Source organism: Cyanobium gracile UHCC 0281, from assembly GCF_034931305.1.
Classification (GTDB): Bacteria; Cyanobacteriota; Cyanobacteriia; order PCC-6307; family Cyanobiaceae; genus Cyanobium; species Cyanobium gracile_A.
In genome coordinates this window covers 1-14,556 of the sequence record NZ_JAYGHY010000007.1, presented here as the reverse complement: position 1 = coordinate 14,556, position 14,556 = coordinate 1, and the positions used below count along the sequence as shown (strand labels likewise).

The window sequence follows — 14,556 nt, the reverse complement described above, 5'->3', positions numbered from 1 at the left end:
GCAGTCCGGTGGTCATCGTAAGGAGCCGGAATGGATCGCCTCCAGGGGCCTGAGGGTTCCCTGCTCCAACCGCCAACCCCGCTCAACCACCCCACGGAACAGTTCCGGTTCGTGGGTGACCACCAGCAGGGCGCGTTCCTTGGCAAGGTCTGCGATCAGCTGGAGCACCTCCTCCCGCACCGTCCAGTCCAGGCCGGCGGTGGGCTCATCCAACAACAACACCCTGGCATCGCGCACCAGCTGAACCGCCAGGGCCAGGCGGCGCTGCTGGCCGCCGCTGAGGCGCTCCGGCGCCTGCTGCAGAGAAAGGTTGCCGAGGCCCACCTGCTCAAGGACGGCCTCGGCCTTCTCGGCGGTGAGGCGGCGCTGGCCCAGCTTCAGTTCCTGACCCACCGTCAGGCCGAGGAAATGGCGTTCCGGGAACTGGAACACCAGGCCGCATAGCCAGCGGCGCTGACGGCTGCTGAGAGCTTCGCCCTGCCAGAGAAAGCGACCGGCATCGGCTTCGGCCAGACCGCAGATCACCTCCAGCAGGGTGGTCTTGCCACTGCCGCTGCGGCCGGCCACCAACGCCGGGGATCCCACCGTCAGCTGCAGCGACACATCCGCGAGCACCGGCGCCGGCGCCGTGGCGGGGTGGTAGCGCAGACCGATGACATCGAGCATGGCACCAGCATGGCGTCCGACGCTGCGGCGGTGGAGCGTGTTGGATGGGGGGACATGCGCGCCGTTCGCCCCTGTTCCCCATGGATGTCCGATTTCGCGAGGTGGATCCGTTCAACTGCTGGATCTGGCTGCACTTCGCCGACCAGCCGGGTGGTGCCGAGCGCGGCTACGTGGAAACGGCCCTCGACAGCTGGTTCTTTCTGGGCAAGCTGGGCGCCTTCAATGCCGAGAACCTGCAGACCCATGAAGGCGGCGTGGATCTTGGCTGGCTCGCTTACGACACCGAGGCGGCGGAGCGCTGCCTGCCGGCCCTGATGCACAACATGGGGCCGATGGAATACCAGGACGACTGGGCGCGCTGCTGGGTCGACCTGGGCACCAGCGATGCCCTGGCCCTTGATGTGCTCATCAACGCCCTGCGCCAGCTCGACAATGACGTGCTGGAAATCACCGAGCTGGTGATCGGCGGGCTGAACGAGGACTGGCCGATCGAGGAGGAGCCCGAGAGCCCGTTCTTCAGGGACTGATGGGACGGGAACTGCGCCGGTTGCTGATCGCCCCGGAGCGGATCGCCGCCCTGACGGGCGTGGGCCAGGAGCTGCCCTGGCTGGCGCTGGAGCCCCAGGAAGGCCACTACCTGGAGCGGGTGCTGCGCTTTCGGCCCGGCGACCGGCTGGCGCTGGTGGACGGCGTCGGCCAGCTGTGGACGGCGGTGCTCGAACCGGAACGGCGGCTGCGGCTGGAGCAGGCGCCGGAGGCGCCCCTGCAACGGCAGGCCCCGATCACGCCGCTGCTGGAGTTGGCCATGGCCATCCCCAAACGGGAGGCGGATCTGGTCTGGCGTATGGCCACGGAACTGGGCGCCGACCGGCTTCAGCCCCTGCTGGCCGAACGCGGTGCCCCCGGAGAGCGCTGCCCCCTGGAGCGCTGGCGGGGGATCGTGCGGGAGGCCACCGAACAGTGCGAACGGCTGTGGCATCCCCAGCTGGACTCCCCCTGCGAGGCCGGAGCCTGGCTGGGGCGGCCGGCCCCTGGCATCGCCCTGCTGGCCACCACCCGCCGGGACGCCCTGCCGCTCTGCAGCCAGAGGCTGCGGCGTCTGGCCGATGGGGCCAACGACAGGGATCTCGCCGCCGGGATCCGGCTGGCGATCGGGCCGGAAGGGGGCTGGAGCCCAGACGAAGAGCAGCGGGCCGAAGCGGCCGGCTGGCACCCCGTCAGCCTGGGGGAATCGATCCTGCGCACGGCCACTGCCGCGGTGGGCGGAGTGGCCCTGCTGGCCGACTGGCGAGCGCTCAGGAGCGCATCATGCCGGCGGCCATCTCCTTGAACGTGCCCAGATTGGCTCCGGGGGTGCGGCGCTTCATCGGGGTGGCCCCACCCGCTGTGACGCAGTCGGGGGCGAAGGTGGCCAGCGACGGGGCGGGGCGGAGCGCCTCGGCGGCGGCCAGTTCGGCGGCGATCGCCTCGGCGGTGGTGAGCCCGGAGACGGGGGGAAGGGAAACGTCTGCCTCCGCTGGCGTGCTGGGCTGGGCCTCAGCCGCCTGGGGGGCAAGCTCAGCTTCCGGCTTGGGCTCGGCCTTGGGGGGGGCCACCAGCGCCGGGGGGTCGTTGCCTTCGCCGCCACCCAGATCAAGGAAGAACTTGGGTCGTTTGAAGACCATCGGAAGGCAACACCGGATGCAGCGATTATCCGCCGAGGCCGGCACCAGCGAGCGGCTCGCTTAGATCTGTGCAACACAGTCGGGCCATTGTGATGGAGTTGCTGCCGCCCCAGGACCCCTCGCACTGGCTGGCGGCCCTGGCGATCAACGGCCTGCTGATCGCCGTCGCCCAGCGGCTGCCCCTGCTGACGCGGGCCGGCTGGGTGCATGCCGGGGTGCTCGGCACCCTGCTGTGGGGAAGCCTGGGCTGGCGCGGCTGGCTGGCGGTGGTGGCCTATCTGGCCCTGGGCAGCCTGGTGACCAAGCTGGGTTTCCGCCGCAAGCGGGAGCTGGGGCTGGCGGAGGCCCGCGATGGCCGGCGGGGGCCGGAGAACGTCTGGGGCTCGGCCCTGGTGGGAACCGTGCTGGCCCTGCTGGCCTGCCGGGCGCCGGCGGCCGCGGTGCCGCTGCTGCTGGCTGGTTTTGCCGCCAGCTTCGCCGCCAAGCTCGCTGACACCTTCGGCAGCGAGATCGGCAAACGCTGGGGCCGCCACACGGTGCTGATCACCAGCCTGCGGCCGGTGCCGCCCGGCACCGAGGGGGCCATCAGCCTGGAGGGCACCGCCGCCAGCCTGGTGGGCAGTGGCGTGATGACCCTGGCGCTGCTGGCCCTCGGGCTGATCCGCGGCTGGCCCCTGGCCCTGCTGGTGAGCGTCGTCGGGCTGGTGGCCACCCTGGCCGAAAGCCTCGTCGGTGCCAGCCTTCAGCAGCGCTGGGGCTGGCTCAGCAACGAGGTGGTCAACGGGCTCCAGACGCTGCTGGCGGCGCTGCTGGCGATGGCGCTGGTGCCGTGGCTGTTGCCTGGGGCGGGCTGAGGGCCTGCTGGCGCCAGACGAGGGCGGCGCGCCGCAGGCGATCGAGAACGGCATCGCAGCGGCGCTGGGCCTGGCGGGCCGGGATCCCGAGCTGCCGGCCCAGTTCCACCCAGGTGCAGCCCACATCGATCCGGCCCACCAGCAGCTGCCGCTCCCGGGGATCAAGATCCGCCAGCTGCTGGCGCAACCACTGGCGCTCGGCGCTTTGGGCCTCGCTCGCGATCGCCAGCTCCTCGTCCCCACCGGGGGCGGCGGGAGACGCCAGCAGATCCAGCAGGCATCCGGCCGCGTCGCTGTCGCCGCCAGCCTGGCCGAGTGGGGCATCCAGGCTGCGGACCCTGCCGACGCTGCGGACCTGCAGGGCCTCCTCGAGCCGGGCCGGATCGCAGGCCAGCCGATCGGCGAGGGCGGCGGTGGTCAAGGGCTCCAGCCCCTTGCGACGCCGAGCCTCCTGGAGGCTGAGCACCTGCTGGTGCAGATCCCACAGGGGGCGGGGCGGGCGCACCATCGGCTGGCGATCCCGCCGCTCCCTTCGGATCGCCCCCTGGATGTACGGGACCGCGAAGCTGCTGAGGCTGACATTGCGATCGGGATCGAAGGCCTCGACCGCCCGGATCAGGCCGAGGCTACCCACCTGGGCGAGATCCTCGAACGCCAGGCCAGGGTCGACGCCCTGACGGCCGGCGATGGAGAACACCAGCGGCAGGTTGTCTTCCACCACCAAGTTGCGCCAGCGCAGCCGGCTGAGCGGATCGATGGCCTCCGCGTAGGCCTTGAGCCGGCGGCGGTTGCGGCTGCGGCGATCCACGATCGCCTCGGGGATGTCGCGGCAGCCCGCGCAGAAGTCCGGCTGCGGCGTCCGGCGGGTCGCCAGCAGCACAGGGGCCGGTGGAGGGGGTGGCGGAGGGCGATCCATGGCGATGCATCCAGCGGGGTCCGTTTCTTCAGAGTCGCGGCCATCCGTCTGCGGAGGTTCACCGGATGGGGGGAGTTCCCTTCCACCCATCGGGTGATGCCATCGGGGCCGACTGGGTGCAGCGCTCCGGGTGCGGGGAGCCTCAAGCAGGATCAGTACGCCGCTGTCACGCTGCTGTGGGGATCCAGCTCGGCCCATTGCAACAGGGCGCTCCAGGCACGCAAGCGACCGTAAAGCTGGCCGTGGCCGTCGCCGTTGAGGTGCAGGCCGTCGCTGCACAGCCCTTGCAGCCAGTGGGGGTCGGCCAGCAGGCCCTCGAGCAGGGGCAGGAACGGCACATCCGCCTCCATGCAGGCTTCCTCCAGCAGGCCCTCGTAGAGACGCACGCTGGCCAGGTCGTACCAGAGCAGTTCGGCGAAGGGCATCACGGCCTCGTCCACCGGCGTGAGGCCGAGCACGAACACCGGAGCGATGGCCTGCAGCCGGGGCAGCAACTGCTGCAGGCCGAACAGAAAGGCCTCCGGTGCCAGCTGGAACCGGCCGTCGGGCCGCCCCACCCGGGCCGTGTCGTTGAGGCCGATCGAGACCAGGATCCCCTGGGGGCGCTGACGGCGCAACTCGCCCCGGTGGCTCACTTCCGCCTCGGCGCGGGCCGCCAACCGCTCCAGGCCGTCGCCGCGCACCCCCAGGCCATAGAGCACCGGCCCTTGGGGCAGGTCCATCCAATGGCGGCGCAGGCGCTCGCACCAGCCTCCCTGCTCCGGATCCCCCCAGCCGTAAACCCCGCTGTCCCCCAGCACCACCAGCTTCTTGGGGATCTGCATCGCTGAGCCCGGCATGGGGCGATCCTCCAGCACCGGCGGGGCGCTCAGAGGCTCGCGCCGAAGCGCCGCAGCCGCTCCAGACCGTCGTCGATCGTGGCGGGGGAGGCGGCACAGGAGAGGCGGATGCAGCGGTCATCGCCGAAGGCGGCACCGGGCACCACCGCCAGCCCCACCTCCTCCAGCAAGCGGCCGCAAAGGGTCATCGAATCGAGGCCCCAGGCACTCACGTCAGGGAAGGCATAGAAGGCCCCCTCAGGGGGCAGCAGCTTCAGGCCGGGAATCGCCATCAGGCCATCGCTGAGCCGGGCGCGCCGGCGGCTGAACTCGGCCGCCATCTCCCGGACGCAGTCGCGCGAGCCGCTGATCGCCGCCAGGGCGCCGTACTGGGCGAAGGTGCAGACGTTGCTGGTGCTTTGGCTCTGCAGGGCGCTGGCGGCAGCCACCACGTGGCGGGCCCCTGCCAGCCAGCCGATCCGCCAGCCCGTCATGGCCCAGCCCTTGGCGAAGCCGTTGACGATGAAGATCCGCTCGGCCAGATCGGGGGCCACCGCCGCCAGGCTGTGGTGCGTATGGCCCGGCGAGAGCAGCATCTCGTAGATCTCGTCACACACCACCGCCAGGCCGGGATGGCGGCGCAGCACGGCGGCGATCGCCGCGAGTTCGGCGCGGCTGAGCACCATGCCGGTGGGATTGGAGGGGCTGTTAAGCACCAGCAACCGGCTGGCCGGGGTAATCGCCGCCTCCAGTTGCTCGGGGCTGAAGCGGAAGCCACCGCTGGCGTCAGTCGTGAGGCAGCGGACGCTGGCGCCGGCCAGCTGGGCCATTTCCGGATAGCTCAGCCAGTACGGCGCCGGCAGCAGCACCTCGTCGCCGGGATTGAGCAGAACCTGGAACAGGTTGTAGAGGGCCTGCTTGCCGCCGTTGGTCACCAGCACCTCGTCAGCCTGGGTGGGAACCGCGTTCTCCTGGCTCAGTTTGGCGGCGATGGCCTGGCGCAACTGGGGTTCGCCGGCCACCGGTCCGTAGCGGGTGTGGCCGGCCTCGAGCGCCTCGGCCGCCGCCTGGCGGATGAAGGCGGGGGTGTCGAAATCGGGCTCACCGGCGCTGAGGCTGCAGATGTCCTTGCCGCCTGTGCGCAACTCACGGGCCTTGGCGGTGATGGCGAGGGTGAGCGATGGCTGCAACGCCTGCGCCCGGGCGGAGAGCGACAACGGGGCCGGCATGGCAGTGTGCGGCGTCTGGAGGGCGCGATTCGGCAATCCGGCCATCTTGCCCTACGCCCCGCGGCCATGGCCAAGAATGGCGCCATGGCCGGCGACCCCCTGCAAGCGTCCCTCCTGGGTGACACCCTCGCGGCAGGGGCAACGCCCAACCTCGAAGGGCTGCAGCGGAGCTGCCAGGACTGCCGCCGCTGCGGCCTGGCCGCGGGCCGCCAGCAGGTGGTGATCAGCCGAGGCGATCCGGCGGCACGGCTGATGGTGATCGGCGAAGGGCCCGGTGCCCAGGAGGATGCCAGCGGCCGGCCGTTCGTGGGGCGCGCCGGCCAGCTGCTCGACCAGATGCTCGCCAGCGTGGGGCTGGACAGCGAGCGGGACGCCTACGTCTGCAACGTGGTGAAGTGCCGCCCGCCCGACAACCGCAAACCGACGGCCCAGGAGATGGCCGCCTGCGCCCCGTGGCTGGCCGTTCAGATCGCCGCCGTGAATCCCGCCATCGTCCTGCTCACCGGTGCCACGGCCCTGGAAGGGGTGCTCGGCATCAAGGGGGGCATCTCCAGGCTTCGCGGCCAGTGGCACCCCTGGCAGGGCCGCTGGGTGATGCCGGTGTTCCATCCCTCCTATCTGTTGCGCAATCCCTCGCGGCAGCAGGGCTCCCCCAAATGGCTCACCTGGCAGGACCTCAAGGAGGTGCAGCGGCGGCTGGAGCAGGACCAGCCGCCGCCACCCACTTTGTGACAGGCTTTGGCCACCACCGGCCCACGCGCGATGACCGGCACCCTGGCCAAAGCCACCACCTCTGCCCCTGGGATCTCACCCCTACCGGCCGACTGGGCCAGCGACCCCCGCTTCGAGACGGTGATCCGTCGCCGCCCCACCCGCAGCGTCCGGGTCGGCGCCCTATGGGTGGGCAGCGAGCACCCCGTGGTGGTGCAGTCGATGATCAATGAGGACACCCTCGACATCGAGGGGGCCACCGCCGGCATCCGCCGGCTGCACGAGGCGGGCTGCGAGATCGTGCGGCTGACCGTGCCGAGCCTGGCCCATGCCAAGGCGGTCAAGGAGATCCGCCAGCGGCTGGAGGACAGCTACCAGCCGGTGCCCCTGGTGGCGGACGTGCACCACAACGGCATGAAGATCGCCCTGGAGGTGGCCCAGCACGTCGACAAGGTGCGGATCAATCCCGGCCTGTACGTGTTCGACAAGCCCGATCCCAACCGCACGGAGTTCACGGCCGAAGAGGTGGCAGCCATCGGCCAGCGCATCCAGACCACCCTCGAACCGCTGGTGAGCCTGCTCAAGGAGCAGGACAAGGCCCTGCGCATCGGCGTCAACCACGGCTCCCTGGCCGAACGGATGCTGTTCACCTATGGCGACACGCCCCTGGGGATGGTGGAGAGCGCCATGGAGTTCATCCACATCTGCGACCGGCTCGACTTCCACAACATCGTCGTGTCGATGAAGGCGTCGCGGGCCCCGGTGATGCTGGCGGCCTACCGGATGATGGCGTTCCGCATGGACGCCGAGGGCTTCCACTACCCCCTGCATCTGGGGGTCACGGAGGCGGGCGACGGCGACTATGGCCGCATCAAGAGCACCGCCGGCATCGCCACCCTGCTGGCCGAGGGCCTGGGAGACACGATCCGGGTGTCGCTCACCGAGGCACCGGAGAAGGAGATCCCCGTCTGCTACGCGATCCTGCAGGCCATGGGACTGCGCAAGACGATGGTGGAGTACGTGGCCTGCCCCAGCTGCGGCCGCACCCTGTTCAACCTGGAGGAGGTGCTGCACGTGGTGCGGAACGCCACCGCCCACCTGACAGGGCTCGACATCGCCGTGATGGGTTGCATCGTCAACGGACCCGGCGAGATGGCCGATGCCGACTACGGCTACGTGGGCAAAACGCCCGGCACCATCTCCCTCTACCGCGGGCGGGAGGAAATCCGCCGGGTGCCGGAAGCCGAGGGGGTGGAGGCGCTGATCGCCCTGATCAAGGAGGACGGTCGCTGGGTCGACCCCTGAACGGGGGGCCCATCCCCTCCGGCGGCGCTACCTTGGAAAGACCTTTCAGACTCCTTGAGGATCCCCAGCATGGGAAGAGCTCGCGCCACCGTCGTGGTGCTGGTTGGTCTCGGAGCCTGCGCCGCCACCGCGGTGATGGCCCGGGAAATGGTGCTGGCCCCCACGGGAACCGTGTCGATCAGCGACAGCCCCAAGGAGGTGATGGACCAGGCCTGGCAGATCGTTTTCCGCGACTACCTGGACACCACAGGCAAGTACACACCTGAACAGTGGCGCAAGCTGCGCCGCAGTGTGCTGTCGAAGAGCTACAGCACGCCCAAGGATGCCTACGAGGGCATCCGCGGCATGCTTGGCACCCTCGACGATCCCTACACCCGCTTCCTGGATCCGCGGGAATTCAAGGAGATGCAGATCGACACCTCCGGGGAGCTCTCCGGGGTGGGCATCCAGCTGAGCGTCGATAAGGAAACCAAGGAACTGGTGGTGATCTCGCCGATCGAGGGCTCACCGGCCTCGCGGGCCGGTGTGCAGCCCAAGGACGTGATCGTCTCGATCGACGGCAAGAGCACCAAGGGGATGAGCACCGAGGACGCGGTGAAGCTGATCCGAGGCAAGGCCGGCACCACGGTGACGCTGGTGCTGCGCCGTAAGGGCCAGAACCTCGACACCCCCCTCACCCGGGAGCTGATCGAGATCCATGCGGTCAACCACCAGGTGAACACCGCCCCCGACGGCACCAAGATCGGCTACATCCGCCTGAAGCAGTTCAGCGCCACCGCCACCAAGGACATGCGGGCGGCCGTGCGGGACCTGGAGGCCAAGGGGGTGCAGGGCTACGTGCTCGACCTGCGCAGCAATCCCGGTGGTCTGCTGGTGGCGAGCGTCGAGATCGCCCGCCAGTGGATCAACGAAGGAATCATCGTTTCCACCAAGACCCGCGACGGCATCCAGGACGTCAAACGGGCCACCGGCCAGGCCCTGACCACCAAGCCGATGGTGGTGCTGGTCAACGAAGGTTCGGCGAGCGCCAGCGAGATCCTCTCCGGCGCCCTGCAGGACAACAACCGCGCCGTGCTGGTGGGTCAGAAGACCTTCGGCAAGGGGCTGGTGCAGTCGGTGCGGGGGCTCTCCGATGGCTCGGGCATGACCGTGACCATCGCCAAGTACCTCACACCCCGCAACCGGGACATCCACAAGCACGGCATCAATCCGGACGTGCCGGTGAAGATGACCGAGCAGGAGGTGCAGCGTCTCAAACTGGAAGACATCGGCACCAACCGCGACAGCCAGTACCGGGCGGCCGAATCCACCCTGCGCAAGCAGCTGCAGGCCAGCGCCGTGCTGCAGAAGGCCTTCCAGCCCGGCAGTGCCAACCTGCCGGCGGCCCTTGCCAAACCCTGACCTGCACGGGTCGGGTGCTACGCCCGGCTCAGTCTGGGAGCTCAAGCCGTGGTGGTGTCAGCCCTGGAGCATCCTGCTCACGGGGCTGGCCATTGTGGTCAGCAGCTGGCTTGTGCTGCACCTCCGGTGGCTCACCAGCGCCGTCGCCGTGGTGATCGGCGCCTGGTGGCTGCTGTTTCTGGTGCTGATGCCGGCGGCCTGGAAGCAGGAGCGGTCCGGCGGCGATAGCGGCTGAACCCCAGGGCTCAGGAGACCGGCTGCATCAGGCCGCCACCGGGGGAGGAGTCGTCATCGTCGTTGTTGCCCGCATCGGACTGGAACAGGGCGAAGAAGCCAACGCCGAGGACCCCCAGAAAGGCCGGCAGCAGCAGGGGATTCTGGGCGGCGCCTGCGACTTCGATCAGCTCACCCATGGATCACGTAACGAAAGATGTCGCCATCTTAACGTTACTTCTCATTCCCGTGGCCCCTTCAGTCGAAGACGTGGCCGTGCTCGTAGCGCTCGGCATGGCCGGCGGCCTCGGTGAGGGCGGCGACGTTCTCGCGGGTGAAGAAGCCGTCGTACCCCAGGCAGCGCTCCACGTACTCGGTGATCAGCAGGGAGTAGGCCGAGCTGCGCGAGAAGATCTGGCGCAGGTTGGGCAGCTCGCCACACTCCCCCACCATGTCGGCGAGAAAGGGGATGCCCAGCTCGCGCAGGGTGCGCACCACGACATCCACATTCTTCTCCCCATGGCTCTCGCCATCGATCACCTCATAGGCGATGTGATGCATGCGCCGCCCGAAATTGCGCACGAAGTCTTCGGTGGGCATCGGCAGGTTGGACAGGGAATTGAGGTAGGAAGGAGTGTTGTTGGCCGTGAAGACGCGGGCCGGGGACAACTTGTCGTCGCCCACCGAGGGATGGCGGGTGACGTTGGTGGAGGAGTTCATCTCGGCGATGTCGTAGGAGCCCCAGTAGTAGTAGGGAACCATCGTCAGATACTCGAGGATGGCATCCTCCCGTTCACCGGCCAGCACCCGGGTGGCCAGGTGGTCGATGCCCAGGATCTTGCCCTCCAGTCCGTGCTCCCGGTGGCGGCGGGCGGCTTCGGTGAGGGGCGCCAGGGCGTCGTCATCGAGCAGCACCCGATCGCCTAGATCCAGCGCCGCCAGGCCATCGAGGGGCCGGTCCACATAGCCGACCCGGTTGTAGGTGTAGTCCGAGAGGAAAGTGAAGCAGAGATGCTTGGAGGCATAGAAGGGGTTGGCGGTCTCCCCGGGGTAGGCGAAGCGGATGTTCTGGGGTTCGAGGATGGCGCGCAGGTCGTGGCAGGAGGACACCTGGAAGATTTCGCCGATGTAGCGGGCGTTGGGTTTGTCGATCGAGAGGGGATACATCGCGTTCCAGCGCGTCACCTCATCCTCGAAATCGTCAAACAGCGGCTCCAGCACGATCAGGCGCGGAAAAGCCTCGCCCCCCTTGAGCAGATAAATACGGTGCGTGGCATTGATCCAGCACTCCTGGTAACGGTAGGGGCCGGTGAGCGCCAGCTCCGCCAGGTAGGGCAGGCCATTGCCGTGGTCGACCTGGATCACCAGGGCCGCCATCGGCCCCACCACCTGCTCCAGCCCCGAGCTGGTCCGCCGGGCATAGACGCGGGGCAGAAACTCCTCGAAGAACGTCGTGTTCCGCTTGTCGCCCTTGGGCCGGTAGCTGGCGAGATCGATCATCGGCTGGGCAGAACAGACCATCTGTTAGCAAGAAGCACCCCAGGGCTCAAGCGTCACCGCAAACACCTCCCTCACACCACCAGCACCGCCGCGTTCTTCGCGCTCTGGTCCTCGGCCCGTTGGCCTGGTGTGAGCCCATCAGCGTCCGGGATCTGGGCGGCCATGGCGGAAAGCCATTCCATCAGCTGCTCCAGCTGCTGGGCGGGGGACAGGGCCCCCAGGCCCCGGGCCAGCACCTTGGCGGTGCTGCCGGCGCCGCCCTGATACACCAGCCGGCCGTGCAGGTGCTGGGGCAGGGCCTGGCGCAGGCGGCGGAAGGCGGGTTCTTCCATCGGCGTTTCCAGGGCGATGTTGGGCTTCTCCGGCTTGATGCGCGAGAAGCCGCAACGGCGGGCCAGCAGCTTCAGTTCCATCAGCTGCAGCAGGCTCTGCACCGGCGCCGGGATGGGTCCGTAGCGGTCGGTCCAGCCGGCGGCCAGCTCAATGAGGGCCGCCTTGCCGCCACACTCCGCGGCGGCGCGATAAGCCGCCATCTTCTCGTCGGCTTCGGTGATCCAGTCGGCCGGGATGAAGGCCGTCACCGGCAGGTCGATCTGGGTCTCGTCCACCGCCGGGATGTCCTGACCCTGGATCTCGGCCAGGCAGTCCTGCAGCATCTCCATGTAGAGATCGAAGCCGATTGCCTCCATCTGGCCGCTCTGCTCCACCCCCAGCAGGTTCCCCACGCCGCGGATCTCCATGTCGCGCATGGCCAGCTGATAGCCCGAGCCCAGCTGGGCGAACTCCTGGATCGCCCGCAGTCGCTGGCGGGCCGCCTCGCTCAGGGCGGCATCACCGGGATAAAACAACCAGGCGTGGGCCTGGATGCCGCTGCGGCCCACCCGGCCCCGCAGCTGGTACAGCTGGGCCAGACCGAACTTGTGGGCGTCCTCCACCAGGATCGTGTTCACCCGGGGGATATCCAGGCCGCTCTCGATGATCGTGGTGCAGAGCATCACGTCGGCCTCGCCGGCGTTGAAGGCCACCATGGCGCTCTCCAGCTCCCCCTCCGGCATCTGGCCGTGGGCCACCTGCAGCCGCAGCCCCGGCAGCATCGCCCGCAGCTGGCCGGCCACCTCCTCGATGCCCTCCACCCGCGGCACCACATAGAACACCTGGCCGCCGCGGTCGAGCTCCTGGCGGATGGCGCTGCGCACCGCCTCCTCATCCAGGCTGGCCAGGTGGGTCTTGATCGGGCGCCGCAGCGGTGGCGGCGTGGTGATCAGGCTCATCTCCCGCACCCCCGAGAGGCTCATGTAGAGGGTGCGCGGGATCGGTGTGGCGCTCAGCGTGAGCACGTCCACATCCTTCCGCAGCGCCTTGATCTTCTCCTTCTGGTTCACCCCGAAACGCTGCTCCTCGTCCACCACCAGCAGGCCCAGCTGGCGGAAACCCGTGCCCTTGCCCAGCAGCTGGTGGGTGCCCACCACCACGTCGGTGGCGCCGCTGGCCAGGCTCTCGAGGATCGTCTTGCGCTCGGCGGCGGTGCGGAAGCGGTTGAGCAGGGCCACCTTGAGCGGGTACGGGGCGAAGCGCTCGCTCAGGGTGCGCCAGTGCTGCTGGGCCAGCACGGTGGTGGGGGCCAGCAGGGCGCACTGCTTGCCGGCGGTGACCGCCTTGAAGATGGCCCGGATCGCGACTTCCGTCTTGCCGAAGCCCACATCGCCGCACACCAAGCGATCCATCGGCTGGTCCCGCTCCATGTCGCGCTTGACATCCACGATCGCCTTGAGCTGGTCGGGGGTGGGGTCGTAGGGGAAGGAATCCTCCAGTTCGCTCTGCCAGGGGCCATCGGCGGGGAAGGCGAAGCCTGGCGCCTGGTGGCGCTCGGCGTAGAGCTTGACCAGATCCATCGCCACCTTGGCCACCGCCTTGCGGGCCCGCTCCTTGGCCTTGCTCCAGGCGGTCCCTCCCATGCGGTTGAGCTCCGGCGGGCTGTCGCTGCTGGCCCGGTAGCGGCCGAGGCTGCCCAGCTGGTCGGCCGCCACCCGCAGCAGCCCGTCCGCGTACTGCACCACCAGGTAGTCGCGGGCCTCGCCGCCGATCGCCAGCTTCTCCAGCTTCAGGAAGCGGCCGATGCCGTGGTTGCGGTGCACCACGAAGTCGCCCGGCAGCATCTTGTTGGGATCCACCGTGCGGCTGGCGGCCTTGCGGCGCCGACGCACGTAGCCGCCGGCAGCCAGGCTGTGCTGGCCGAAGATCTCCCGGTCGGTGAACAGCACCAGCTTCCAGGCCGGCAGCTGGAATCCCTCCAGTTCGGCGGTGCCGCGCAGCTTGAGCGCCACCGGCGTGCCCTGCTCCACCAGCCGTTCGATGGCCGGAAAATCGCGGGCATTGGGCACGAACCGCGTCACGGAGTCGTGTTCCTCCAGCAGGGCCACGGCCCGCGACGGCTGGGCGGAGACGATCCAGAGCCGGGCCTTCTCGCGCAGATGCCCCTTGATCTGCTCCGCCAGGCGTCCGAACTGGTTGGGATGGGCCGGCAATGGTCGGCTGGCCAGATCAAGGTCGTTGGGATGGCGGTCGCTCTCGTGCAGTTCCGCCAGGTCGAAGCCCGTGAACGTCTCCACCTCCGCCAGGGCCGCCGCGATCGGCCGGTGCAGCAAACCTGGCAGGGGCAGGGGGGTGCCGTCGCCGCCGCCGTCGCCGCCACCTGTGGCCTTCACCACCTCGCCGTGGTGGTCGGCGGCATGGTCGAACCACTGCTGGCCATGGGCCAGGCACTGGCGCCGCTCATCGATCGCCACCAGGGTGCCGGCCGGCAGGTAGTCGAGCAGGGAGGCCGGCTGCTGCCAGGCCAGGCCCATCAGCCGCCGCATCCCCTCCGGCGTGCCGCCCTCCAGCAGCTGGTCGAGGGAGGCGGGCTCCAGCAGCCGCTCCAGCCCCTCGGGCATCTGCTCGCGCAGGGCCTCGGCGATCAGGGGGGCGTAGCTGGTGGGGGTGAGGCGCACCCGCTCGATCACATCGAGGGAACGCTGGGTGGCCGGATCGAACTCCCGCAGCTTCTCGAGGTCTTCACCGAAGAGCTCCAGCCGCACCGGCAGCTCAGCGCTGACCGGAAACACATCGACGATGTCGCCACGGCGGCTCCAGGTGCCTTCCTGCTCGATCGTCGGCACCTTCTCGTAGCCGAGGCCGGCCAGGGTGAGGGCCAGCTGCTCCAGATCCAGCCGGTCGCCGCGGCGCAGGGTGAGGCAGCGGGCCGCCAGCAGCGGCGGCGGCGGCAGGTGGGGCTGGAGG

General features: G+C 69.4%; 15 protein-coding genes. 7 read left to right on the top strand and 8 right to left on the bottom strand.

All coding sequences use genetic code 11. The features are described 5' to 3' along the window. Positions 1-12 precede the first annotated feature (12 nt). Positions 13-666: an ABC transporter ATP-binding protein gene (locus VB739_RS03620; protein WP_323355765.1), complete on the bottom strand. Its 654-nt coding sequence runs from the start codon at positions 664-666 to the stop codon at positions 13-15. 80 nt (positions 667-746) lie between these two features. Between VB739_RS03620 and VB739_RS03615 the strand changes: the two genes are divergently transcribed. Together VB739_RS03615 and VB739_RS03610 are read left to right on the top strand one after the other, a co-directional pair. Further along, entirely contained in the window at positions 747-1,193 is a 447-nt protein-coding gene (locus tag VB739_RS03615) for a DUF3531 family protein (RefSeq protein ID WP_323355764.1), read from the top strand. Continuing rightward, positions 1,193-1,996, top strand: a complete 804-nt coding sequence (locus VB739_RS03610) for a 16S rRNA (uracil(1498)-N(3))-methyltransferase (protein WP_323355763.1) — start codon at positions 1,193-1,195, stop codon at positions 1,994-1,996. Before VB739_RS03615 ends, VB739_RS03610 begins: the two co-directional genes overlap by 1 nt. Here the strand turns inward: VB739_RS03610 and VB739_RS03605 are convergent. Continuing rightward, positions 1,962-2,330 carry a hypothetical protein gene (locus VB739_RS03605; RefSeq protein ID WP_323355762.1) on the bottom strand — a complete coding sequence of 123 codons (369 nt, stop codon included), beginning with the start codon at positions 2,328-2,330 and terminating at the stop codon, positions 1,962-1,964. The two genes, VB739_RS03610 and VB739_RS03605, sit on opposite strands and share 35 nt — an antisense overlap. Positions 2,331-2,422: 92 nt before the next feature. On the opposite strand from VB739_RS03605, the gene VB739_RS03600 reads away from it, so the two are divergent. Then, complete coding sequence (locus VB739_RS03600) at positions 2,423-3,184, top strand: TIGR00297 family protein (RefSeq protein ID WP_323355761.1); 762 nt, start codon at positions 2,423-2,425, stop codon at positions 3,182-3,184. On the opposite strand, the gene VB739_RS03595 is transcribed toward VB739_RS03600, so the two are convergent. From VB739_RS03595 to VB739_RS03585, 3 genes are all read right to left on the bottom strand, one after another. Then, entirely contained in the window at positions 3,108-4,100 is a 993-nt protein-coding gene (locus VB739_RS03595; RefSeq protein ID WP_323355760.1) for a sigma-70 family RNA polymerase sigma factor, read from the bottom strand. The two genes, VB739_RS03600 and VB739_RS03595, sit on opposite strands and share 77 nt — an antisense overlap. 152 nt (positions 4,101-4,252) lie before the next feature. Beyond that, entirely contained in the window at positions 4,253-4,939 is a 687-nt protein-coding gene (locus tag VB739_RS03590; RefSeq protein WP_323355759.1) for a GDSL-type esterase/lipase family protein, read from the bottom strand. A 29-nt stretch (positions 4,940-4,968) separates the two neighbouring features. Continuing rightward, complete coding sequence (locus VB739_RS03585) at positions 4,969-6,147, bottom strand: pyridoxal phosphate-dependent aminotransferase (RefSeq protein WP_323355758.1); 1,179 nt, start codon at positions 6,145-6,147, stop codon at positions 4,969-4,971. Positions 6,148-6,213: 66 nt separating this feature from the next. Here VB739_RS03585 and VB739_RS03580 point away from each other — a divergent pair, with 66 nt between their 5' ends. The 4 genes from VB739_RS03580 (at position 6,214) to VB739_RS03565 (ending at position 9,799) form a co-directional block, all read left to right on the top strand. Then, the gene (locus VB739_RS03580) at positions 6,214-6,879 is read left to right on the top strand and encodes a uracil-DNA glycosylase (RefSeq protein WP_323355757.1); all 666 of its coding nucleotides are present in this window, start codon (positions 6,214-6,216) and stop codon (positions 6,877-6,879) included. A gap of 30 nt (positions 6,880-6,909) precedes the next feature. Continuing rightward, positions 6,910-8,163 (top strand): (E)-4-hydroxy-3-methylbut-2-enyl-diphosphate synthase, encoded by a 1,254-nt coding sequence (gene ispG, locus VB739_RS03575; protein WP_323355756.1) that lies wholly within the window; start codon positions 6,910-6,912, stop codon positions 8,161-8,163. 69 nt (positions 8,164-8,232) lie between these two features. Beyond that, positions 8,233-9,564, top strand: coding sequence for a S41 family peptidase (locus tag VB739_RS03570; protein WP_323355755.1), 1,332 nt, complete (start codon positions 8,233-8,235; stop codon positions 9,562-9,564). Further along, positions 9,530-9,799 (top strand): DUF6737 family protein, encoded by a 270-nt coding sequence (locus VB739_RS03565; RefSeq protein ID WP_323355754.1) that lies wholly within the window; start codon positions 9,530-9,532, stop codon positions 9,797-9,799. The genes VB739_RS03570 and VB739_RS03565 overlap by 35 nt, the downstream gene beginning before the upstream one ends. Before the next feature lie 10 nt (positions 9,800-9,809). Here the strand turns inward: VB739_RS03565 and VB739_RS03560 are convergent, their stop codons facing one another. The 3 genes from VB739_RS03560 to mfd form a co-directional block, all read right to left on the bottom strand. Further along, complete coding sequence (locus VB739_RS03560; RefSeq protein ID WP_323355753.1) at positions 9,810-9,977, bottom strand: hypothetical protein; 168 nt, start codon at positions 9,975-9,977, stop codon at positions 9,810-9,812. Between the two features lie 58 nt (positions 9,978-10,035). Continuing rightward, positions 10,036-11,298: a hypothetical protein gene (locus tag VB739_RS03555; protein ID WP_323355752.1), complete on the bottom strand. Its 1,263-nt coding sequence runs from the start codon at positions 11,296-11,298 to the stop codon at positions 10,036-10,038. A 50-nt stretch (positions 11,299-11,348) separates the two neighbouring features. Next, positions 11,349-14,556: transcription-repair coupling factor (gene mfd / locus VB739_RS03550; RefSeq protein WP_323355751.1), on the bottom strand; the 3,208-nt coding region annotated here is incomplete at its 5' end.